20 protein-coding genes are annotated in these 21,046 nt (G+C 48.9%); 15 read left to right on the plus strand and 5 right to left on the minus strand.

Annotated elements, in window-relative coordinates; all coding sequences use genetic code 11:
• The first annotated feature begins 114 nt into the window (after positions 1-114).
• Genes hisF through rlmN form a run of 3 tightly spaced genes read left to right on the plus strand, consistent with a single transcriptional unit; the run spans position 115 to position 2,488 of the window.
• A complete protein-coding gene (hisF, locus tag AC5SLM_RS05455) occupies positions 115-873 on the plus strand; it encodes an imidazole glycerol phosphate synthase subunit HisF (RefSeq protein ID WP_495249917.1) in 759 nt (252 codons plus the stop codon).
• Complete coding sequence (locus AC5SLM_RS05460; RefSeq protein WP_495249918.1) at positions 870-1,421, plus strand: 5'-methylthioadenosine/S-adenosylhomocysteine nucleosidase family protein; 552 nt, start codon at positions 870-872, stop codon at positions 1,419-1,421. Before hisF ends, AC5SLM_RS05460 begins: the two co-directional genes overlap by 4 nt.
• Positions 1,415-2,488, plus strand: a complete 1,074-nt coding sequence (gene rlmN / locus AC5SLM_RS05465; protein ID WP_495249919.1) for a dual-specificity RNA methyltransferase RlmN — start codon at positions 1,415-1,417, stop codon at positions 2,486-2,488. The genes AC5SLM_RS05460 and rlmN overlap by 7 nt, the downstream gene beginning before the upstream one ends.
• Before the next feature lie 81 nt (positions 2,489-2,569).
• Here rlmN and AC5SLM_RS05470 read toward each other — a convergent pair whose 3' ends face one another.
• Positions 2,570-3,181, minus strand: coding sequence for a fumarylacetoacetate hydrolase family protein (locus AC5SLM_RS05470; protein WP_495249920.1), 612 nt, complete (start codon positions 3,179-3,181; stop codon positions 2,570-2,572).
• A complete protein-coding gene (locus AC5SLM_RS05475) occupies positions 3,162-4,022 on the minus strand; it encodes an RluA family pseudouridine synthase (RefSeq protein WP_495249921.1) in 861 nt (286 codons plus the stop codon). Before AC5SLM_RS05475 ends, AC5SLM_RS05470 begins: the two co-directional genes overlap by 20 nt.
• A 191-nt stretch (positions 4,023-4,213) precedes the next feature.
• Here AC5SLM_RS05475 and purB point away from each other — a divergent pair, with 191 nt between their 5' ends.
• From purB to AC5SLM_RS05515, 8 genes are all read left to right on the plus strand, one after another.
• Entirely contained in the window at positions 4,214-5,554 is a 1,341-nt protein-coding gene (purB, locus tag AC5SLM_RS05480; RefSeq protein WP_495249922.1) for an adenylosuccinate lyase, read from the plus strand.
• Positions 5,548-7,917, plus strand: coding sequence for a ribonucleoside-diphosphate reductase subunit alpha (locus AC5SLM_RS05485; RefSeq protein ID WP_495249923.1), 2,370 nt, complete (start codon positions 5,548-5,550; stop codon positions 7,915-7,917). The genes purB and AC5SLM_RS05485 overlap by 7 nt, the downstream gene beginning before the upstream one ends.
• Before the next feature lie 12 nt (positions 7,918-7,929).
• The gene (locus AC5SLM_RS05490) at positions 7,930-8,337 is read left to right on the plus strand and encodes a hypothetical protein (protein WP_495249924.1); all 408 of its coding nucleotides are present in this window, start codon (positions 7,930-7,932) and stop codon (positions 8,335-8,337) included.
• 75 nt (positions 8,338-8,412) lie between these two features.
• Positions 8,413-9,102 carry an aspartate/glutamate racemase family protein gene (locus AC5SLM_RS05495; RefSeq protein WP_495249925.1) on the plus strand — a complete coding sequence of 230 codons (690 nt, stop codon included), beginning with the start codon at positions 8,413-8,415 and terminating at the stop codon, positions 9,100-9,102.
• A 273-nt stretch (positions 9,103-9,375) separates the two neighbouring features.
• Positions 9,376-11,505 carry a ribonucleoside triphosphate reductase gene (locus AC5SLM_RS05500; protein ID WP_495249926.1) on the plus strand — a complete coding sequence of 710 codons (2,130 nt, stop codon included), beginning with the start codon at positions 9,376-9,378 and terminating at the stop codon, positions 11,503-11,505.
• Positions 11,486-11,641, plus strand: a complete 156-nt coding sequence (nrdD, locus tag AC5SLM_RS05505; RefSeq protein WP_495249927.1) for an anaerobic ribonucleoside-triphosphate reductase — start codon at positions 11,486-11,488, stop codon at positions 11,639-11,641. The genes AC5SLM_RS05500 and nrdD overlap by 20 nt, the downstream gene beginning before the upstream one ends.
• Complete coding sequence (locus tag AC5SLM_RS05510) at positions 11,622-12,311, plus strand: anaerobic ribonucleoside-triphosphate reductase activating protein (protein ID WP_495249928.1); 690 nt, start codon at positions 11,622-11,624, stop codon at positions 12,309-12,311. The genes nrdD and AC5SLM_RS05510 overlap by 20 nt, the downstream gene beginning before the upstream one ends.
• A gap of 57 nt (positions 12,312-12,368) precedes the next feature.
• Positions 12,369-13,568: an NAD(P)-dependent oxidoreductase gene (locus AC5SLM_RS05515; RefSeq protein WP_495249929.1), complete on the plus strand. Its 1,200-nt coding sequence runs from the start codon at positions 12,369-12,371 to the stop codon at positions 13,566-13,568.
• Positions 13,569-13,592: 24 nt separating this feature from the next.
• On the opposite strand, the gene aldA is transcribed toward AC5SLM_RS05515, so the two are convergent.
• Positions 13,593-15,041, minus strand: coding sequence for an aldehyde dehydrogenase (gene aldA / locus AC5SLM_RS05520; protein ID WP_495249930.1), 1,449 nt, complete (start codon positions 15,039-15,041; stop codon positions 13,593-13,595).
• Between the two features lie 111 nt (positions 15,042-15,152).
• Complete coding sequence (locus AC5SLM_RS05525; protein ID WP_495249931.1) at positions 15,153-15,953, minus strand: sulfite exporter TauE/SafE family protein; 801 nt, start codon at positions 15,951-15,953, stop codon at positions 15,153-15,155.
• A 102-nt stretch (positions 15,954-16,055) separates the two neighbouring features.
• Between AC5SLM_RS05525 and AC5SLM_RS05530 the strand changes: the two genes are divergently transcribed.
• The 4 genes from AC5SLM_RS05530 to AC5SLM_RS05545 all read left to right on the plus strand — a co-directional run bounded on the left by AC5SLM_RS05530 (position 16,056) and on the right by AC5SLM_RS05545 (position 20,783).
• Positions 16,056-18,335, plus strand: coding sequence for a bifunctional diguanylate cyclase/phosphodiesterase (locus AC5SLM_RS05530; protein ID WP_495249932.1), 2,280 nt, complete (start codon positions 16,056-16,058; stop codon positions 18,333-18,335).
• Between the two features lie 66 nt (positions 18,336-18,401).
• Complete coding sequence (locus AC5SLM_RS05535) at positions 18,402-19,424, plus strand: ribonucleotide-diphosphate reductase subunit beta (protein ID WP_495249933.1); 1,023 nt, start codon at positions 18,402-18,404, stop codon at positions 19,422-19,424.
• The gene (locus AC5SLM_RS05540; RefSeq protein WP_495249934.1) at positions 19,414-20,157 is read left to right on the plus strand and encodes a carbon-nitrogen hydrolase family protein; all 744 of its coding nucleotides are present in this window, start codon (positions 19,414-19,416) and stop codon (positions 20,155-20,157) included. The genes AC5SLM_RS05535 and AC5SLM_RS05540 overlap by 11 nt, the downstream gene beginning before the upstream one ends.
• Complete coding sequence (locus tag AC5SLM_RS05545) at positions 20,136-20,783, plus strand: protein-L-isoaspartate(D-aspartate) O-methyltransferase (protein WP_495249935.1); 648 nt, start codon at positions 20,136-20,138, stop codon at positions 20,781-20,783. The genes AC5SLM_RS05540 and AC5SLM_RS05545 overlap by 22 nt, the downstream gene beginning before the upstream one ends.
• Here AC5SLM_RS05545 and AC5SLM_RS05550 read toward each other — a convergent pair.
• A complete protein-coding gene (locus AC5SLM_RS05550; protein WP_495249936.1) occupies positions 20,780-21,007 on the minus strand; it encodes a hypothetical protein in 228 nt (75 codons plus the stop codon). The genes AC5SLM_RS05545 and AC5SLM_RS05550 overlap by 4 nt on opposite strands.
• Positions 21,008-21,046 lie beyond the last annotated feature (39 nt).

The raw sequence follows: 21,046 nt of genomic DNA on the forward strand, positions 1-21,046 counted from the left end.
TATTTTTTCACGCCTCTTGCTTTGGCTTAAGTAGTTTTTAGCCCCTTTTTAGCTAGACTTTGCCCACTAAACGCTGCAACCACGCACCGTTCAATGCTTGCTTAAAGGAATTCCATGGAAGAGTTTGCCAAACGCATCATCCCCTGCCTCGATGTAGACAATGGCCGCGTCGTCAAGGGCGTCAATTTTGTCGGGCTCAAAGATGCAGGCGACCCCGTGGAAGTTGCTAAACGCTACAACGAAGAGGGGGCGGATGAGCTGACATTTTTGGACATCACCGCTTCTCACGAAGGACGCGATACTATTGTTGACATTGTCGCTAAGGTTGCTAAGGAAGTGTTTATTCCCCTCACAGTTGGCGGGGGAATTCGCAAATTAGAAGACATTTACAGGCTCTTACATGTAGGGTGTGACAAGGTGAGCATCAATTCTGCGGCCATTCATCATCCTGAATTTATCAACGAAGCGGCCCAACGTTTTGGCACCCAGTGCATTGTCGTCGCAATCGACGCCAAACGCACAGGCGACGCGTGGCACGTGTACATCAATGGTGGGCGTATCGACACTGGAAAAGACGCGCTGACGTGGGCTAAAGAACTACAAGAACGCGGCGCTGGAGAGATTTTACTCACGTCTATGGATTGCGATGGGACGAAAAATGGCTACGACATCCCGCTGACTTCTCAAATGAGCCAAATGCTTGATATTCCTGTCATCGCCAGTGGCGGGGCAGGGACGATGGAGCACATCAAAGAGGCTTTTGAGAACCACGCTGACGCAGCCCTTGCTGCTTCTATTTTTCATTTTAAAGAGATTGACATCATGGATTTGAAGCGTTATTTGCATAATCAAGGCATTGCGGTGCGCCTATGATTGTCTGCGCGGGCAAAAGCGAAAGCTTCTCCTTTGCCAAACCTGTTGGCATTGGGCTTGTAGAAAGTGCTATAGCATTAACACGTTTGTGCCTTCAAGAATCCCCCAAACACTTACTTTTTGTGGGAAGTGCAGGGAGCTATGGCGGGGTACCTTTGCTGGATGTTTGCGTGAGCACCCATGCGCTCAACCTCGAAATGAGTGGATTATTGGGGCAGGCGTATTCGCCCATTTCCCCCGAGATTTCACACCACTCACCATTTGTTTCACGTGAAACATTTCCACAGGTTTCTGTGAATTCAAGCAATTACATCACCGCCAATTCTACCATTTCAAAACGCTATCTTGAAGCAAATTGCGACGTTGAAAATATGGAATTTTTTGCTGTGCTAAGTGTTGCAAAATACTTCAATATCCCTGCATTTGGTCTTTTTGTTGTTACCAACTACTGTTTTGAAGATGCCCATACTTCTTTTGTAGCCCACCACGAAGAAGCCAAAAAACGCTTGCATACTTTGGTTGTAGACCACTGGAGAGAATTATGTTAAAACCGTGCTTACTGGACTTTACCAAAGAGGAACTTGGTCTCGTTTTTTCTCCTGCTTTTCGTGCAAAACAGATTTTCAAATGGCTCTACCAAGGTTACGTGGATGACGCAGAAGCCATGAGCAACCTCCCCAAAGCTATGCGCGATACCCTTGCGCAAACCTATGATTTCACCCCGCTTACTGTTGCACACGAAGAGGCCAGTAAAGACGGAAGTATCAAAACCTTGTTTCGTTTGCGTGATGGACACACCATCGAATCTGTCCTTTTACCCATGAAAGAAGAAGTGGTAGACGAAGAAGGGCGGCGCGTAAGCCATCCTAAGTTTACCATTTGCATCTCTTCGCAAGTAGGCTGCAAGATTGGCTGCACCTTTTGCCTCACCGCCAAAGGGGGCTTTGTGCGTAACCTCAGTGCGGGTGAGATTGTCGGACAAGTCTTAGCTCTTAAAAAACGTCACGGCATCTCCCCTGAACGTCGGGTCAATATCGTCTACATGGGCATGGGTGAACCTCTTGATAATCTTGACGCGGTAGCCAAAGCGGTGAAAATTTTTGCGGATTTGGACGGCCTTTCCATCTCCCCTAAACGCCAAACTATTTCTACTAGTGGGTTGAGTCATCAGATTAAAAAACTCGGAGAGATGGATTTGGGTATTTTACTCGCTATTTCTTTGCACGCGGTGGATGACGCCTTGCGTCAAGAGCTCATGCCTATCAATAAAGCCTATAACATTGCCTCCATCATTGAAGCGGTAAAAGCCTTTCCTATTGATGAACGCAAACGCATTATGTTTGAGTACCTTGTCATCAGAGGACGAAACGATGATTTAGGAAGTGCGAAAAAGCTCGTAGCCTTGCTTCATGGGATTAAATCAAAAGTGAATCTCATCTACTTTAATCCTCACGAAGGCAGCCCCTACACCCGTCCTCATGTGCGAGAAATGGAAGCCTTTCGTGACTACCTTAATGCGCACGGCATCGTGTGTACTATTCGCCAATCCAAAGGCCTTGACATCAGTGCTGCCTGTGGACAACTCAAAGAAAGGAATGCCAATGTCAATGCTTGATTGGGGGCAGGTTATCTTTTTAGCAATCGTTGCACTTGTTAGTATCGGTGCAATGATTAAAGTTATTTTTATCGATAAAGACTAACACACCCGCCACGTTTGTTCTACTAACAGCTGCTCTTTTTCAAAGAGCTTCCCCACGAACACTTCGCCCACACGGCAGACTCCAACACCCTTTGGAGTCCCTGTAAAAACCAAGTCATTTTCCCTAACATCCACAAAACTTTCCAACTCCAAAAGAACTGATTGGGGAGGGTAAATCATCTGACTAACACCTCCTTCTTGCACTAACACATCATCAATCCACAGTTCCAAACGCAAATCTTCCATACATGTAAAACCAACGCAAGGACTGACCAAAGCAGCACCACGAAAAGATTTAGCACGCTCCCAAGGAAGACCTTTGGCTTTTAACGTGCTTTGCAATTCTCTTTTTGTCAAATCAAGCCCAACACCAACCCCCTTGTAACCACTTTCGCCCACCACAAAAACCAGTTCCGTTTCATAATGAATGGCTTCTTCCCACTTGCTTACATGTAAGGTTTCGGCCAAAACACTGTTGGGCTTGAAAAAAAGAACAGGGGACTCAGGGGCTTCATTGCCAAGCTCTTTAATGTGTTCAACATAATTTCTTCCCACACAAAAAAGTGTGCTAGGCGCTACGGTTTCCTCATTACATACAATTGTTCGCATATTTTTCCTTTCCAAAGGTGTAAAAAAGCGTTTCTATTTCCAAGGGTGACTGGTAGGTGTAGGCTATTTCTCCTACGCTAAAGGCTAACGTGTTAGCGTGCAAGAGCAATCTACTCGCGCCCATCCACTCTAACCGCTCCGCTAACGTGAGTGTTTCATCCAGATACTGCTCACTCACCCACGTGGGCACGCCGTACAATGGGTCGCCGAGGATAGGATGTTTCACGTGAAACAAATGGGCGCGAATTTGATGCTGTCTGCCCGTGTGGGGGGTTGCTTTTACAAGCGTCGCATCAATATCTGCAAAATACCGCAACGGTTCAAACTCTGTCTGAGAAGGTTTCCCTGCTGGGTCCACCACCATACGCAATTTAATATCGCTGTAGTCTTGGTTATTTAACAAGGGGGCATCCACATGCATGGGTTTTTGAAAATGGCCACGCACAAGTGCCACATAGGTTTTGTCCACACGTCGCTTTTCAAAAAGCTGCTTTAGAGTCACTTCCCACGGTTTGTTTTTCGCCACCAAAATCAACCCGCTCGTCTCGCGGTCAAGGCGGTGCACAATCTTGGCTTCTTCACCAAAATGGTGTAAGATTTCATCATGCAAAGAGTACTGTGTTTTGCGGCTAGTCGGATGCACAAGCAAACCGCTTGGCTTGTCAAAAAGTGCGAAGTTTTCCTCTTCAAACACGGGGCGAAGTCCTTGAGAAACGGGGGCGTATACCACCACCTCAATGGCACCCTTGAGCCGTTGGTTTTTTTCGGTAACAACCACATCGTTTTGGTACACACGCCCACGGTCGACGAACCGTTGGGATTCTTTGATACTAAGCCCCATGGCTTCCATCAAAAAAGCGTAAATAGGGGTTGGTTTGGGGATGAGAAATGGTTTTTTTATATAAGGCAATCTTTACTCACATTTCGATAAAATTCACCCTTTACATGTAACAGTTTTCTTACACGAAAAGAGAGAAAATATTATATCCAAAGAGGAGCTTTTTAAAGCTTTTCTCATAAAAAGGTAAGCCAATGGTAGAACGATACGCCCGTGAAGTGATGAAGGAAAAATGGACTGTTCAAGCAAAGTATGATGCATGGTTAAAGGTAGAAAAAGCCGCCGTCAAAGCATGGAATACCCTCGGACTTATTCCCGATGAAGATTGCCAAAAGATTTTGACCCATGCCGCTTTTGACATCGCGCGCATTGACGAAATCGAACAAGAAACCAAACACGACGTCATCGCCTTTCTCACAAGCGTTTCGGAGAGTCTTGGAGAGGAGAGCCGCTGGGTGCATTATGGCATGACCAGTAGCGACTGCATCGACACCGCTGTGGCCTTGCAAATGCGCGACTCTTTGGAGCTTATCCTTGAAGACGTAAAGGCGTTAATGGCAGCCCTAAAAACCCGCGCCATGGAACACAAAATGACTTTGATGGTCGGACGCAGCCACGGCATTCATGGCGAGCCCATCACCTTCGGACTCGTGCTTGCCATTTGGCACGATGAAATCAAACGCTCTTTAGAAAACCTCGAACATGTCATGAAAACCATCAGCGTTGGACAAATCAGTGGCGCCATGGGCAACTTCGCCCACGCGCCTTTAGAACTTGAAGAGTTTGTCTGCCAAGAACTTGGCCTCACCTGCGCCCCCGCTTCCAATCAAATCATCCAACGGGATCGCTACGCAGCACTCATGAACGCACTCGCGCTATTGGCGTCTAGTTGCGAAAAAATCGCCATTGCGGTGCGCCACTACCAACGCACCGAAGTCTACGAAGCGGAAGAGTTTTTTAGCAAAGGGCAAAAAGGCAGCTCTGCCATGCCCCACAAACGCAATCCTGTGCTCACCGAGAACATCACTGGCCTGTGCCGCATGATTCGCTCCTACGCCATGCCAGCCATGGAAAACGTCGCCCTTTGGCACGAGCGCGACATCTCCCACAGCTCCGTAGAACGGTTCATCTTGCCTGATGGCTTCATCACCACCGATTTTATGCTTACACGCCTCACGGGGGTTATTGAAAAACTGGTGGTCTACCCCCAAAACATGATGCGCAACCTCAACCTCACCGGCGGCCTTGTCTTTTCCCAACGCATTTTATTGGAACTTCCTGCCCTCAACGTTTCCCGCGAAGACGCGTATAAAATCGTCCAACGCAACGCCATGAAAGTGTGGGCCGACCTCCAACAAGGCAAACCCGCCCTTAACGCCCAAGGGGAAAGCCTCTTCTTGCAAAACCTTCTTGAGGATGCGGACTTGCGCGAAAAACTGGACGAAGCTCACATCCGCGCTTGTTTTGACTACAGTTATTACACTAAAAATGTCGATAAAATCTTTGCCCGTGTCTTTGGAGAACCCACATGCTAACCGTTCGAAAACGCAATGGCCGCACTGAGCCTTTGGATATTTCCAAAATCAAAAAATACACCTCCTCTGCCGTAGCAGGCTTGGACAATGTCAACCAAAGCGAACTGGAAGTAGACGCTAAGATTCAGTTTCGCGACCAAATCTCCACCGAAGAGATTCAAAAAACCCTCATCAAAACCGCTGTGGAAAAGATTGACATCGACCGTCCCAACTGGACCTTTGTGGCGGCACGTCTTTTCTTGTATGACCTTTACCATAAAGTCAATGGCCACTCCGATTATGGCCACCTTAAAGAGTACTTTGAGCGGGGTGAAAAAGAGGGGCGGCTCCTCATGGGCTTGCGAGAAAAGTACGACCTAGATGACCTCAACGCCTACATTCGCCCTGAGCGGGACTTGCAATTTACCTATCTGGGTGTCAAGACCTTGCATGACCGCTACCTCATCAAAGACCGCCAAGGTAAGAACATCGAACTGCCCCAGCACATGTTTATGGCCATTGCCATGTTCTTGGCCCAACACGAATTTAACTGCCAAGATTGGGCAAAGAAATTTTACGACCTTATTAGCAAATTTGAAGTGATGCTCGCCACCCCAACCCTCTCCAATGCCCGCACCACACGCCACCAACTAAGCTCATGCTACATCGGCTCCACGCCTGATAATATCGAAGGGATTTTTGACAGCTACAAAGAGATGAGTTTGCTAAGCAAATTTGGCGGAGGGATTGGCTGGGACTGGAACTTGGTGCGCGCCATGGGCGGCAGCATCGATGGCCACAAAAATGCCGCAGGAGGCATCATCCCTTTCTTGAAAATCACCAACGACATCGCCATCGCCGTAGACCAACTGGGCACGCGCAAAGGAGCCATCGCGGTTTATCTTGAGCCTTGGCACATGGACGTGTCTGACTTTTTAGATTTGAAGAAAAACTCTGGCGAAGAGCGCCGCCGTACCCATGAACTGTTTCCTGCTTTGTGGATTAATGACGTGTTTATGAAGCGGGTTAAAGAAGATGGCATGTGGACGCTGTTTGACCCGGCGGAAACCGCGGACTTGTGTGAGCTTCACGGAGAAGCCTTTGAAGCACGCTATGAGGCGTACGAAAAAGATGAGTCGGTGAGCAAAGAGCGCATGAAAGCCAAAGAGTTGTGGAAGAAAATCTTGCTCAACTACTTTGAAAGCGGCAGTCCTTTCTTGTGCTTTAAAGACCACGCCAACCGTGTCAACCCCAATGGCCACACGGGTATCATCCGAAGCTCAAACCTCTGCACGGAAATCTTCCAAAACACCCAACCCAACCACTACCTCATCAAAGTGGTTTACGAAGATGAGAGCGTGGAGCTCTTTGAAGAAGACGTAGACGTACGGGTTGATAGTGGTATTACTAAAAAAGCAAAAAAGATTACAGCCTTAGATTCCCTTGGAGGTAAGGCCATTTACATCGTCGAAAAAGAAAAATGCGAAGGTAAAACCGCCGTGTGTAACCTAGCAAGCATCAACCTCTCCAAGGTCAACACCAAAGAGGAGATTGAACGGTGCGTGCCCATTGCGATTCGCATGCTCGATAACGTCATCGGCCTCAACTTTTACCCCCACGCCAAAGTCAAGCGCACCAACCTTGCCTCACGCGCCATCGGCCTTGGTGTTATGGGAGAAGCCCAAATGCTCGCCGAACAAGGCATTGTTTGGGGTAGCTACGAACACCTCGCCAAAGTGGATGAAATCATGGAAGCGGTGAGCTACAACGCCATTTACGCCTCTTCTAACCTTGCGGTAGAAAAAGGGGTCTACCCCGAATTTCAAGGCTCCAAATGGTCGCAGGGGATTTTCCCTATCGACATGGCCAACGAAAACGCCAAAGCCCTTGTGAAGCGTGGCGGGCTCTTTGATGGCACCACCTACGACTGGGAAAAACTTCGCACCAAGGTTAAAGAACATGGGATGCGCAACGGCTATTTGATGGCCATCGCCCCCACCAGTTCTATCTCCATCCTCGTGGGCACCACCCAGACTATCGAGCCTGTGTACAAGCGCAAGTGGTTTGAAGAAAACCTCTCAGGGATGATTCCCGTGGTTGTGCCCAACCTCTCGCCCAATACGTGGAACTTTTACACCCCTGCGTACGAGCTTGACCAACGCTTGCTCATCAAAGCCGGAGCCGTGCGCCAAAAGTGGATTGACCAAGGGCAAAGCCTCAATATTTTTATCACCCTTGATAAAGCCAGCGGCAAATACCTCAACGACATTTACATGCTCGCGTGGGAACTTGGCATCAAGTCGACCTATTACCTACGCTCACAAAGCCCCGAAAACGCCCTAGACGTGGCAGATCGCAGCATCGAGTGCGAGGGATGTCAGTAAAGATATGCACCCATGATGGACGAAGCGTTTCACGTTTTTTTAAAAGACCATCATGTGCTAAACTTGGCTACATGTAAAGGAAACCAACCCTATACATGTAGCTGTTTTTACGCCTTTGACGCACCAAACGGGTGTTTTATCTTTGCCTCTGACCCCAAGACCCGCCACATACAAGAAGCCCTTGAAAACCCAAACGTTGCGGGTACCGTGACCTTAGAAACCAAATCTGTCGGCCTCATTCAAGGAATGCAATGCACAGGGCATCTCACCCAAAGTGATAAAACCGCTTACAAGCTCTACTACAAAGCGTACCCCTTTGCGCGCGCCATGCGTCCGACCCTATGGACACTGCGCATCGACTACGCTAAACTGACGGATAACCGCTTGGGTTTTGGAAAAAAGCTGGAGTTTTGGCGTTAGGAATCCTTACATGTAAGGCCTCTTGGCGCCGCCACCAAATACCCTTACATGTAAGGGTGTGATACAGGAGTGACAATGCAAAGTATCGGACTAATCGGCGGCATGAGTTGGGAATCTACAAGCCATTATTACACCAAGCTAAACCGCGCCATTGGTGCGGCTAAGGGCGGGTTACACAGTGCGCCTCTTTGGTTGCATTCGGTGGATTTTGCCCCCATAGAAGTGTTGCAGCGGGAGGGAAAATGGGAAGAAGCTGGACAGCAACTCGCCACTGCTGCGGCCGCACTTGAGCGCGCAGGCGCCCAAGGCATCGCCCTTTGCACCAACACCATGCACAAAATCGCCCCCATGATTAGCGCGGCGATTTCGGTTCCTTTTTTGCACATCGCCCAGGCTACCGCGCGTGCACTTTTGGATAAAAACGTTAAAGAGGTTTTATTATTAGGAACCCGTTTTACCATGCAAGAGGCCTTTTACAAGGACATTTTAATAGAACACGGCATTTGCGTGCATATTCCTAAAGAAACAGCAGAAATTGACCGTATCATTTTTGAAGAATTGTGCAAAGGAAAGGTGTGTGCGCCTTCCAAAACGTACTACGTTCGTACCATTCAAGAGCACTTACGCGCACACCCTTCAACCCAAGGCGTCGTGCTTGGATGCACAGAAATAGGGATGTTGCTAGAGGCTAATGATGTTGAAATTTCCTTGTTTGACACCACCGATATCCACGTCAACGCCCTTAAAGATTTCATCCTTGCGTAATTTTTTATTTTAAAAGTTTGAGTTAATTTTTAGTATTAAGTAAAACTTTTAAATGTCACAGAGAAAAAATTTAATTCTCTCAGTAAAGTCCTAAAAATAGGGAATGTTGAGAAGTAAAATTGATTTTTAAATTTTAATTTGTTTCATCTTTTTCCCTCTTTTTTAGGGAATTTCACCCATGTCACGGCCTTGTAACAAAATTAATTAAGTTTCAAACTACATCCTTTGTACTATAATAAAACCCTCAAATCTGATGCTATCGTTAGGACGCCCATGCTCACAACATTACTCAAACGCGACGGAACCACCCAAGAATTTCACCCTTATAAAATTGAAGATGCCATTAAAAAAGCGTTTAAAAGCGAAAACACCCTTTATGACCGTATGATTTTCCTCAACGTCATGGAAAAACTCAACGCCAAGCGCCTTGCCGCGGTGGAAGACATTCAAGACCTTATCGAACAAGAACTCTACCGTGGGCGCTATTTTGAAGTGATGCGCTCCTTTATGATTTACCGTCACACCCACAAAATGCAGCGTGAGCACGTGCTGGGGCTCTCAGAAGACACCACCTTCATCAATTCCACCCAGACCATCGAAGAGTACATCAACGGCAACGACTGGCGCATTAAAGCCAACTCCAACACGGGCTACTCCAACGCAGGACTCATCAACAACACCGCAGGCAAAGTCATCGCCAACTACTGGCTCGATAAAATCTACTCCAAAGAAGAGGGCATCGCCCACCGCAACGGCGACTACCACATCCACGACCTTGACTGCCTTACAGGTTACTGCGCAGGCTGGAGTTTGCGCAACCTTTTAAACGAAGGCTTTAACGGCGTGCGCGGACGGGTAGAGAGTCGCGCACCTAGACACTTCCGCGAAGCGTTAGGCCAAATGGCCAACTTTTTAGGCATCTTGCAAAGCGAGTGGGCGGGCGCCCAAGCCTTTAGCTCCTTTGACACCTACCTTGCCCCTTACGTCTTTAAAGACCAACTCAGCTACAAAGAAGTGAAAAAAGCAGTACGTAGCTTCATCTACAACCTCAACGTCCCTGCACGCTGGGGCCAAAGTCCTTTCACGAACGTCACCATCGACTGGAGCGTGCCAGAGGATTTGCGCAACCAAACCCCTACCTCACAAGACATTCATCTTTTCAAAAACATCCAAGACCCCTTCCTCCTAGAAGAAGCCAAAACCCGTGGGGTCACTAGCCTTGACGCGCTCACTTATGGCCATTTTCAACCCGAAATGAACCTCATCAACCGCGCCTTTTACGAAGTCATGACCGAGGGCGATAAAACAGGGCAACCCTTCACCTTTCCTATTCCTACGGTGAACATCACGGAAGAGTTTGATTGGTACGGGGAAAACACCGACTTACTCTTTGAAAACACCGCCAAAATTGGCTCTTCTTATTTTCAAAACTTCATCGGAAGCCAATACCTGCGCGACCCTGAATCAGGTCAATTGGTCGAAAACCCCAAAGCTTACAAACCCGGCCATGTGCGCAGCATGTGTTGCCGTTTGCAGTTAGACTTACGCGAACTCTTAAAACGCGGAGGCGGACTCTTTGGAAGTGCGGAAATGACAGGAAGCATCGGGGTCGTCACCCTTAACCTTGCGCGCCTTGGGTACTTACACAAAGGGGACAAAGAGGGCCTATACCTACGCCTTAATGAACTTTTAGAGATGGCTAAATCCACCTTAGAAAAAAAACGCGTCTTTGTGCAAACCATGTACGACCGCGGCCTCTACCCTTACACCGCGCGCTATTTGCCAGGCTTTAACAACCACTTTTCCACCATCGGCATTAACGGCATGAACGAAATGATTCGCAACTTTACCCACGGTGAGCATGACATCACAAGCCGTTTTGGCGACACCTTTGCCCTAGAGATGCTTGAATACCTACGCGATAAAATCCGTGGCTACCAAGAAGAAACAGGAAACCTTTACAACCTTGAAGCCACGCCAGCCGAGGGAACCACGTACCGTTTTGCCAAAGAAGACAAAAAACGCTACGCCGACATTATCCAAGCGGGCAATGGGAAGAATGTGTATTACACCAACTCCTCTCAACTTCCCGCGGATTATACCGATGATCCCTTTGAAGCACTGGACATGCAAGATGAACTCCAATGCGCTTACACGGGAGGAACGGTTTTACACCTCTACATGAAAGAGCGCATCAGCTCCGCCGAGGCGTGCCGGCGATTGATTAAAAACGTGATTAGCAACTACCGTATGCCCTACATCACCATCACCCCTGTCTTTTCCGTGTGCGAAAAGCACGGGTACATCAGTGGTGAGCATGAATTTTGCCCTATGTGCGACGAAGAACTGTTAAAAGAACATCAAGAAACCCAAAGGAGAGAACATGAACAAGCAACTGCCTAAAGAGTTGGAAGAAAAACGTACACGTTGCATGGTTTACACCCGTGTCATGGGCTACCACCGCCCTGTCGAGAGTTTTAACATCGGCAAAAAAGGGGAACACCGCCAACGAGTGAAGTTTGCCGAACCTGCCAAATAAACCCATCTTCGACATCACCCGCTTTACCACCACCGACTTTCCAGACCGCCTTGCTTGCGTGGTCTGGTTTAGTGGGTGCAATATGCGCTGTCCTTATTGCTACAATCCCACTATCGTATGTGAAAAAGGGACCCTGTGTGCATCAGACCTGTTTGATTTTTTGCGTTTGCGCCAAGGGAAGATTGATGGTGTTGTGTTAAGCGGTGGCGAATGCACTTTGTATCCCCACCTTCACGACCTTTGTGAAACCATCAAAACCATGGGCTTTGAAATCAAACTCGACACCAATGGCACCCAACCCTCAGTCATTCGCACCCTTGTGGAAGAGGGACTTGTAGACTACGTCGCGCTGGATTTTAAAGCACCTCAACACCTCTTCAAATCCCTCACAGGCTCGGGAGAATACGACGCTTTTCATGAAAGCCTTACCTACCTCATTGGCGCTGATGTAAGTTTTGAAGTGCGCACCACCGTGCATCCTGACCTCTTACATGTAAAGGAGGTAAATGCCATGATTGAAGAACTTCACGCCCTAGGATACGAGGGAACCTATTACCTCCAACACTATTTACATGTAGAGCCCACCCTTGGCAAAATAGCACCGCCCTCTAAAGCCTTTGCACTCGAATCTCTCACCCACCTCATTCCTGTTCGTTTACGCAATTTTTAACCCAAATTTCGCTACCCTTCGCTAAATTTGTGCGCGTTTTTACGCCAAGGAATTCTTATGAACCAACCCATCCTTCACCTGGCTTCTAGCTGTCTTGAATGCAAAAAACCCAAATGCCGCCCTGGCTGTCCCATCAATACGCCTATCCCACAGATGATTCGCCTCTTCTTGGATGGCAACATTCAAGAGGCAGGGCAATTGCTCTTTAAAAACAACCCCCTTTCCATCATCTGCTCCCTCGTTTGCCCCCATGAAAAACACTGTGAAGGACACTGCATTCTCAACAAAAAAGGCTCGCCGGTGAGCGTTGGTGCCATCGAACACTACATTTCAAGCAATTTTCTTGCCCGCACAACCTTGGAAAAACCTCGCCCTAACGGACGCCATGTGGCCATCATCGGCAGTGGGCCCGCGGGGATGGGGCTAGCGTTTTTGCTCGCCCTTAAAGGCTACGGGATTACTATTTACGACAAAAACGACAAAGTTGGCGGCGTCCTTCGCTATGGAATCCCTGATTTTAGACTTGATAAAACCCTCATTGACACACTCGTAGAGAAACTCAAATCCTTAGGCGTCAAGATTCGCCCCAACACCACCGTGGGCAAAAACCTCACCATCGACAACCTCTTTCGCGACGGCTTTGACGCGGTGTTCATCGGCACAGGCGTGTGGGCTCCCAAAGCGCTCAACATCAAAGGTGAAAGCTTGGGGCACGTGCATTTTGCCATTGACTACCTCAAAAACCCTGACGTGCACGACTTGGGTGAAAAGGTCATTGTCTTAGGAGCAGGAAACGTGGCCATGGACGTGGCCCGTACAGCGGTACGCAAAGGGGTTAAAGAAGTGCACATCATGTACCGCAAAGGGGAAGAAGAGATGCCCGCGTCCAAACATGAGATTCAATGCACCAAACTTGATGGGGTGATATTTGACTTTTACCGCACCCCCGAGGAAATCACTCCCGAGGGCGTACGCTTTACATGTAAGGGCGAAGAGGGTTTTGAACGTGCGACGAGCGTGCTAGTGGCCATCAGCCAAAACCCGCGGGATGTGATTGTCAGTAACAACAAAGGCATCGACGTTGACCCGCGCGGGCTCATCGTCACAGATGATAGCGGACACACCACCCATGCAGGTGTTTTTGCCTCAGGCGACGTGGTCACGGGTGCGCGCACCGTGGTTGAGGCGGTGGCGTTTTCCAAGCGAGTGGCCGAAGCGATTGAAGAGTATATTGCCCAAAAAGAGCAAGGAGAATAGCCCCCGCATGTGCGGGGGAGGGGGTTATTGCTTGCTAAGGTCGTATTGCAAATAGACTACTTTAGTTTGTAAAAACTCCTCCAGTCCGTGCTTTCCATCGGCCCCACCGATACCCGACTTACGCCATCCTGCGTGAAACCCTTGCATGGCTTCAAAGTTTTCGCGGTTGATGTACGTCTCGCCAAATTTAATCTCCTTGCACGCGCGCATGGCTACATCAATGTTTTGGGTGTAAAAAGACGAGGTGAGTCCGTATTGGCAATCATTTGCCAACGCAATAGCCTCATCAAGGGTTTCAAAGGTGAGGATGGGCAACACTGGGCCAAAAATCTCCTCTTGAACAATCTCCATCTCTTGCTTCACGCCGACCAACACCGTAGGTTCATAATAAAACCCCTCTTTCTTGTTCGCACGCTTTCCGCCGGTTGTCACCGTTGCGCCCGCTTTGACCGCGCTATCGACAAGGGCTTGAACGTGAGTGATGGCGGCCTCATTGATGAGTGGGCCCATGTCGCATGTTTCTGTTAAGGGGTTGCCGTACGTGGTTGCGGCCATGGCTTTGGTGATTTTTTCCGTGAACTCTTTGGCGATACTGCTGTGCACGTATACCCGTTCTGCGCAGTTGCACACTTGGCCGTTGTTGATGACCCGTGAGTTTTTGATGGCTTCCACGGCAAGGTCAATGTTGGCATCGCCCATGACAATTGCTGGGGCTTTGCCACCAAGTTCTAAAGAGACCTTCGTGACATTTTTCGCAGCCGCTTCCATGATTTTCACGCCCGCGGACACGCTTCCTGTAAAGCTCACAATACCTACATCTTCATGGCCTGCCAAGGCATTTCCCACCACAGACCCTGCGCCCGAGACTAGGTTAAAAACGCCTTTTGGTAAGCCCACTTCATCGACAAGCTTGGCAAACTCAAAGGCATTGTTGGGCGTGTCAGAACTTGGTTTAATGACAATAGTATTGCCCGTCACAAGGGCAGGGGCCATCTTGCGTGCGATGAGAAAAAAGGGGAAATTCCACGGCAAAATCCCCGCAGCAACCCCGATGGGAAGCTTAAACAAAAAAATGTTTTCATTGGGACGGTCACTTTGGATGATTTCTCCCTCGTAGCGGCGGGCCCATTCGGCCATGTAGTCCATATAATCCGCTGTAAAATTCACCTCAACTTCCGCCAAGCCCAAGACCTTGCCTTGTTCTTGCGTGATAGTGCGTGCGAGCATGGTAGCGTTGTCGCGAATCTTTTGGGCGATTTTACGCAAATAGGCTGCGCGCGCAATAGCAGGAAGCTTCTCCCACGAGAGTTGGGCAACCCTCGCTGCTTCCACCGCAGCATCCACGTCTTCTTGGGTTCCTTCAGGGATGTATGAAACCACTTGCCCATCGGCGGGATTGGTGACGGGTTTGGTTGCCCCAGGAGCAACAAAGGCCCCATTGATATACATGCGGTACACGGTAGGTTCTGCCATGGTAATCCTCCTTCAAAATATAATGATTGTCATTATAAAACGTTGAAGTAAACGGGACATAAACTTGCCCCGCGGAGGAAAAGAGGGAAAAAAATAGCCTTACATGTAAGGCTATAAAACGGAACTGAGCATTTTAAGACTCAAAACCATGAGCAAGAGGGCAAAAATCTTTTTGAGTTTTCCCACGGGAAGAGTGTGGGCCATTTTGGCGCCAAGGGGAGCGGTAAAATAACTCACAAGGGAAATCAGCACCACCGCAGGAAGGTAGACAAAGCCTGCGGTCATGGCAGCATCACTGGGATGTAAAAGGCCATTGACCACATACCCCAATGTCCCCGCAAGTGAAAGAGGAAGCCCGATGGCCGCAGACGTGGCGATGGCTTTTTTCACATCCACATTTTGCCACACTAAAAAAGGTACGCTTAGCGACCCGCCACCAATGGAAACCAGCGCCGAGACAACACCGATAAACGTCCCGCCGCCAAAAAGGGCAGGAGAGGGCAACAGTACACGACTGGGTTTTGGTTTTTTATCAATAGCCATCTGAATAGAAACATACCCCATAAACACGGCAAAAAAGAGGGCAAGGTGGGCCGAGGCCATCCATGTGGCTAAAAATGTCGCGGCAAAAGTGCCTAAAATAACCCCGCCAGCCATAAGCTTAACAATATCCCACTGCACGGCACCCCGTTTGTGGTGGGCGCGCATGCTAGCAAATGAGGTGAAGACGATGGACGCCATGGAGGTGCCAAGAGCCAAATGTACCACGTTCTCTACGGGCACCCCTTGGGCAAGAAAAATGGCTGTGAGTACTGGCACCATAATACCGCCCCCGCCAATCCCTAAAAGTCCTGCCATAAAACCCACCACCGCGCCTAAAATTAAAAAGGCAATTATCCATTCAATGCCCACGGAAATCCTTTACATGTAAAGAATAAAAGCATTATTGTAACGCAAATCACTCCAAAGTGCAGAAATGCTACAATATAAAAAATTTCACCAAAGGGCAATCCTATGGCGCTTTTGAAAAAAAATATATGGTCAATTTTTTATATTTTAACGGCGCTTTTTACTCTTTATTTTGGCTTTGTTTCCTATGTCCAATGGCAAAGGCTTTTTGCTAATGCCACAAGCTCCCAAGAAAACACCCTAAGACTCATCGCCAACTCCACCCAAGCGCTCTATAGAACCAACGAAGTGATGCTAGACATCCTTGGGCATCGGTTTTTAGAAGACGGCTCCTATCAGGATAACCAAAGCGCCATGGCTATTCTTGATGCGGCCCTTGAAAAAAGTCCTGCCATTATCGCCATCGCGTTGGTCAACCCCCAGGGCAACATGCTGTTTGCCACCAACAACCTTGATGTCTCAGGCTTCCCCAATCTTTTAAAGCAACCCGAATCTCGTGACTCTTTTATCAAAACCATGGAAACAGACGGAATGGTTTTTGGGCGTACCTATTTTTTCAAGCCTTTTCAAGACTGGATTGTTCCCATTCGCAAAGCCATGCGCAACCCTGATGGAAGCGTCCACCACGTCATTACGGCCGCCTTGCGCTTGGAGGATTCCTTTGGACATTTGGTCAAAAACATTGACCACGAGAACCGCTATCTCTCCTTGATTGTGCGCGAAGACATGCACGTGCAATACGCCAGTAACGGTCAAGAGCATGGTTATGACATCTACCAAGACGCGCTTTCACGCAGCAAACAAGAGGCAATGAAAGAAGCGATAGAAAAAGCCCATGGAGGCGCGCTGGATAGTTTTTGGCATTCGCGCCACCCTCTCTCTTTTGTCTACGACGCAGAAGGCACCCCTCAGCTAGTTTCCCTTCAATACGATGCAACCTACAAGCTCTGGTTTGTTCTCATGACGCAGATGAAGCTTCTTTGGATGGATTTTGCCAAGCTACTGGGAACTTATTTTCTCATTTTTATGTGCGTGGAGGGGTTGCTTTACTTTCTCTTTCGCATCATTGCTGCCGCTGAAGCCAAACGCAGGGCCGAGTTGCTACACCAAGCCACCCACGACCAACTCACAGGCCTTTTAAACCGAAGTTATCTCAAAGACGATGCTTGGCGATGGGTACACCCCAAAGCGCCCCCTTTTGGATTGCTTTATGTGGATTTGGATAATTTCAAAAACGTCAATGACAGTTTCGGGCACCACCACGGCGATATGCTCCTCGTGGAGCTTGCCCAGCGCTTGCGCGCCATTTTGCCCCAAGATGCGGTTTTGCTACGGCACGGGGGCGATGAATTTATCCTACTAACACCCACGCACGACGAGAGCAGTTTGTTAGCTTTAGCAAAAAAACTCATCAAAACTGCCTCGGCACCCTACCACATCAACGCCATGCGTTTACATGTAGGGGCAAGTGTCGGAGTTGCCAAATACCCCGAACATGGCCAAAGTATCGATGAACTCCTGCGGGCAGCGGACATTGCCATGTACGAATCCAAGCGCCTTAAAAACAGTGCCAGTTTATTTAAAAACACCATGCAAGAAGGGTACTTGCGCAATGTCAACATCGAACAAGCCCTTCGCAGCGCCATCGAAAACCGTGAATTCTTCATGGTATACCAACCTCAAATAACCACCCAAGGCGCCTTTTACGGCGTGGAAGCCTTAGCCCGCTGGAACAGTCCGATTTTAGGCAATGTGCCTCCCGATGCCTTTATCCCTGTGGCGGAGGCTTCTGGGCAGATGCCCGCCCTTGGCCGGTGCATTATTGAAGCCAGTTTTGCCGATATTAAAGGGGTGCAACAGGCCCTTGGCGGCACTTTTTACACCTCCATCAACCTTTCCGCCCGCCAACTGTTAGAGCCTGATTTTGCGGCCTATTTTATTGGCAAAATGCGCGAAGAGGGCATCCAAGGGGTGTGGGCGGCGTTGGAAATTACTGAGAGTTTACTGATTGAAGATGTTCAAAGTATTTTACCCCTACTCCAAGAGCTCAAAGCCCATGGTATCAAGCTTTCTATGGATGATTTTGGCACGGGGTACTCTTCGTTGAGCATGTTGCGGATGCTTCCCATTGATGAGCTTAAAATCGACAAAAGCTTTATCGATGCGGCCTTAACAGACAAGGGCGCCCAACAAATGGTGCAAAGCATCATCACCATTGGCAAAAACCTCGAAATGGACGTGGTTGCGGAAGGCATTGAGACCAAAGAACAGCTAGACATGCTGACCCATTTTGGGTGTGATAGGTTCCAAGGTTACCACTTTGCGCGTCCCCTTAGCAAAGAAGCATTGGCTGATTTTATCCAAAAAAACCACCCTTACATGTAAAGGTTTTTTTCTTCCCTCTTAGCAAACTTCGTGTACAATACCACGAAAATATCACAGGGAGTTTTTATGGAACGCAAACGTATTTATAACCCAAACTCTAACGAAAGCCTAGGTGATCGCAAAATTTTTGGCGGAAATCCCCATGGCATCTTGAACTTCACCAAAGCCAAATACACGTGGGCACTGAAACTCTGGGACTACATGGAAGGCAACACGTGGTTTCCCAAAGAAGTCGACACCACCAAAGACGTACTTGACTACAACCGCAACCTCACGGACGCCGAAAAACGCATGTATGACCTTGTCTGGTCGCAGCTTATTAGCATGGACAGTTTCCAGACCAACAACCTCGCGGACAACATCAACCCCTACATTACCGCTCCCGAGATTAACGCGTGCCTTGCCCGTCAAGCCTACGAAGAAGCCAACCACTCCAAATCCTACGCGGTGATGGTGGAAGCCATTTGCGACAACACCGACCTCATTTACGAAATGGAAAAACACGACGAAGTGTTGCGCCGCAAAAACGACTACATCTCAAGCGTCTACGAAGAACTTGCTGGCGATGTGACCGACGAAAAACTCGTCCTTGCCATGTTTGCCAACCAAATTTTAGAGGGCATCTACTTTTACTCGGGCTTCACAGCCATCTACGCCCTAGCGCGCGCAGGACGGATGCTAGGAAGTGCGCAGATGATTCGCTTTATCCAACGGGATGAAATCACCCACTTGTTGCTCTTTCAAAACATGATTAACTCCGTGCAAAAAGAACGCCCCGACCTTTTCACCCCGCAGCTCAAAGCCAAAGTCGTCGAGATGTTCAAAAAAGCAGGGGATTTGGAAATCGAATGGGGCAAGTACATCACCCAAAACCAAATCATGGGCTTCACCGATGACATCATCGAAGAATACATCCACTACCTCATCGACGACCGCTTGCGCGCGGTGGGATTTGAAAAAATCTACGGCGCCCAACACCCCATCAAATGGGTGGATGATTTCTCCAAATTCAACGACCAAAAGACCAACTTCTTTGAAGGCAATGTGACCAACTACAGCAAAGGAAGCTTGTCCTTTGATGATTTCTAGTCTGCCTCTACACGCGCTAAGTTTTCCTTACCAAGAACGGCCTTGGGAGGAAAACTTAGCCACCCTTTTCGCCCTGCTCGAACACGCCCAGCCAGACTCCTTGTGCCTTGCCCCCGAACTGTGCCTCACCGGCTACAGCTACGACAAGATGGAAGCAGCCGCACGCTTTAGCCAAGAAGCCCTCAGCAAGCTCGCCAGCGCCACTTGCGACAAAGCCCTTGGCCTTACATGTATCGTGCAAACACCCCAGGGCTTTGCCAACCGTTTTTACCTGCTTGAAAAAGGGGAAATAGTCCACACCCAAGACAAGGCCAAGCTCTTTCCTTTAGGCAATGAACCTGCCCATTTCACCCCAGGCGACACAACCGCTATTGCCCCTTTTTTGTGGCGCGGTATGCACGTGGGCGTGCTCATTTGTTTTGAATTGCGCTTCCCTGTTTTATGGGAACAGCTCAAAGGTGCGGAGATACTCTTAGTGCCCGCTCTGTGGGGGAAAGAGCGTAAAAGCCATTACGAGACCCTGTGCGACGCCCTTGCCATCACCAACCAATGTTACGTCATTGCCGCCAATGCCAGCGACGAAGCCGCAGGAAGTGGGCTCATCGACCCTTTTGGCGTAAGCGTGCGCGATGACGCCAAAGCCTTGCTTACATGTAAGGCCACTGCCAAAACCCTTCACACCATGCGACGCTATATCAATACAGGACGCTCATGCCCTTCCACCAAAAACTAAGGCTGCACAAAAGCCACAACCTTGCCACCTCCCTTGCGGACCACATTCTCCTTGACCCGCCCATTTTTGACGCCTTTGCCTCCACAGAGCGAGAGCTGTTTGTGCCCCAAGGCATGCGCCACAATGCCTACACGCTCGACGCCCTGCCATTGGCGGGCAACCAGTGGATAAGCTCCCCGCTCACGGTTGCTAAAATGACCCAAGCCCTTAACCCCTTAGGTGTTGATGCGGTGCTAGAGATTGGCTGTGGGAGTGGCTACCAAGCGGCGATTTTAAGCAAGATTGTGCGGCGGGTGTTTACTATTGAGCGCATTGAAAAACTCTTGCGCGAGGCCAAGGTGCGGTTTGAAACACTAGGCATTCGCAACATTCATGCGCGTTTTGATGATGGGCAACGGGGATGGCGTGATTATGCACCCTTTGAACGCATCTTGTTTTCAGCTTCGACACCCAAGGTGCCTGAGATTTTGTTTGACCAACTCAAAGAGGGTGGGCTACTTGTCGCCCCTATCGAAGAAGGGGAGAAGCAAATCATTACGCGGTTTGTGAAACGCGAGGGGAATATTTGTGAAGAGAGGGTGGGGGAGTGTTGGTTTGTCCCCGTCCAAGACGGGGTGATTCGCTAAGCGCGCCGAAAGGGGCGCACCGCCAAGGAAAGCACAAACCGAAAAATAACCAGTACCATGTAAAAGACAAAGGTGTACACAATCGGATGCCACGGCATCCCATGACTTCCAAGGTTTGCTAAGTGTGCCAGTGGCGCACTTAGCCACTTGTCCATATGCATCCCTAAAGCCAAAACCCCAAACAAACCGAAAAAAAAGAGCACCTCGCGGACGATGTGTCGCATTTCACCACCTTGCGTTTTTGGTTATATTCTTGTCTCAAT

It is taken from the genome of Sulfurospirillum sp. HTRB-L1 (assembly GCF_059415125.1).

Bases quoted from the DNA above. Each gene is read 5' to 3' on its own strand.
- hisF (WP_495249917.1), top strand. From the start codon at position 115: ATGGAAGAGTTTGCCAAACGCATCATCCCCTGCCTCGATGTAGACAAT.
- AC5SLM_RS05460 (WP_495249918.1), top strand. From the start codon at position 870: ATGATTGTCTGCGCGGGCAAAAGCGAAAGCTTCTCCTTTGCCAAACCT.
- rlmN (WP_495249919.1), top strand. From the start codon at position 1,415: ATGTTAAAACCGTGCTTACTGGACTTTACCAAAGAGGAACTTGGTCTC.
- AC5SLM_RS05470 (WP_495249920.1), bottom strand. From the start codon at position 3,181: ATGCGAACAATTGTATGTAATGAGGAAACCGTAGCGCCTAGCACACTT.
- AC5SLM_RS05475 (WP_495249921.1), bottom strand. From the start codon at position 4,022: ATGGGGCTTAGTATCAAAGAATCCCAACGGTTCGTCGACCGTGGGCGT.
- purB (WP_495249922.1), top strand. From the start codon at position 4,214: ATGGTAGAACGATACGCCCGTGAAGTGATGAAGGAAAAATGGACTGTT.
- AC5SLM_RS05485 (WP_495249923.1), top strand. From the start codon at position 5,548: ATGCTAACCGTTCGAAAACGCAATGGCCGCACTGAGCCTTTGGATATT.
- AC5SLM_RS05490 (WP_495249924.1), top strand. From the start codon at position 7,930: ATGATGGACGAAGCGTTTCACGTTTTTTTAAAAGACCATCATGTGCTA.
- AC5SLM_RS05495 (WP_495249925.1), top strand. From the start codon at position 8,413: ATGCAAAGTATCGGACTAATCGGCGGCATGAGTTGGGAATCTACAAGC.
- AC5SLM_RS05500 (WP_495249926.1), top strand. From the start codon at position 9,376: ATGCTCACAACATTACTCAAACGCGACGGAACCACCCAAGAATTTCAC.
- nrdD (WP_495249927.1), top strand. From the start codon at position 11,486: ATGAACAAGCAACTGCCTAAAGAGTTGGAAGAAAAACGTACACGTTGC.
- AC5SLM_RS05515 (WP_495249929.1), top strand. From the start codon at position 12,369: ATGAACCAACCCATCCTTCACCTGGCTTCTAGCTGTCTTGAATGCAAA.
- aldA (WP_495249930.1), bottom strand. From the start codon at position 15,041: ATGGCAGAACCTACCGTGTACCGCATGTATATCAATGGGGCCTTTGTT.
- AC5SLM_RS05530 (WP_495249932.1), top strand. From the start codon at position 16,056: ATGGCGCTTTTGAAAAAAAATATATGGTCAATTTTTTATATTTTAACG.
- AC5SLM_RS05535 (WP_495249933.1), top strand. From the start codon at position 18,402: ATGGAACGCAAACGTATTTATAACCCAAACTCTAACGAAAGCCTAGGT.
- AC5SLM_RS05540 (WP_495249934.1), top strand. From the start codon at position 19,414: ATGATTTCTAGTCTGCCTCTACACGCGCTAAGTTTTCCTTACCAAGAA.
- AC5SLM_RS05545 (WP_495249935.1), top strand. From the start codon at position 20,136: ATGCCCTTCCACCAAAAACTAAGGCTGCACAAAAGCCACAACCTTGCC.
- AC5SLM_RS05550 (WP_495249936.1), bottom strand. From the start codon at position 21,007: ATGCGACACATCGTCCGCGAGGTGCTCTTTTTTTTCGGTTTGTTTGGG.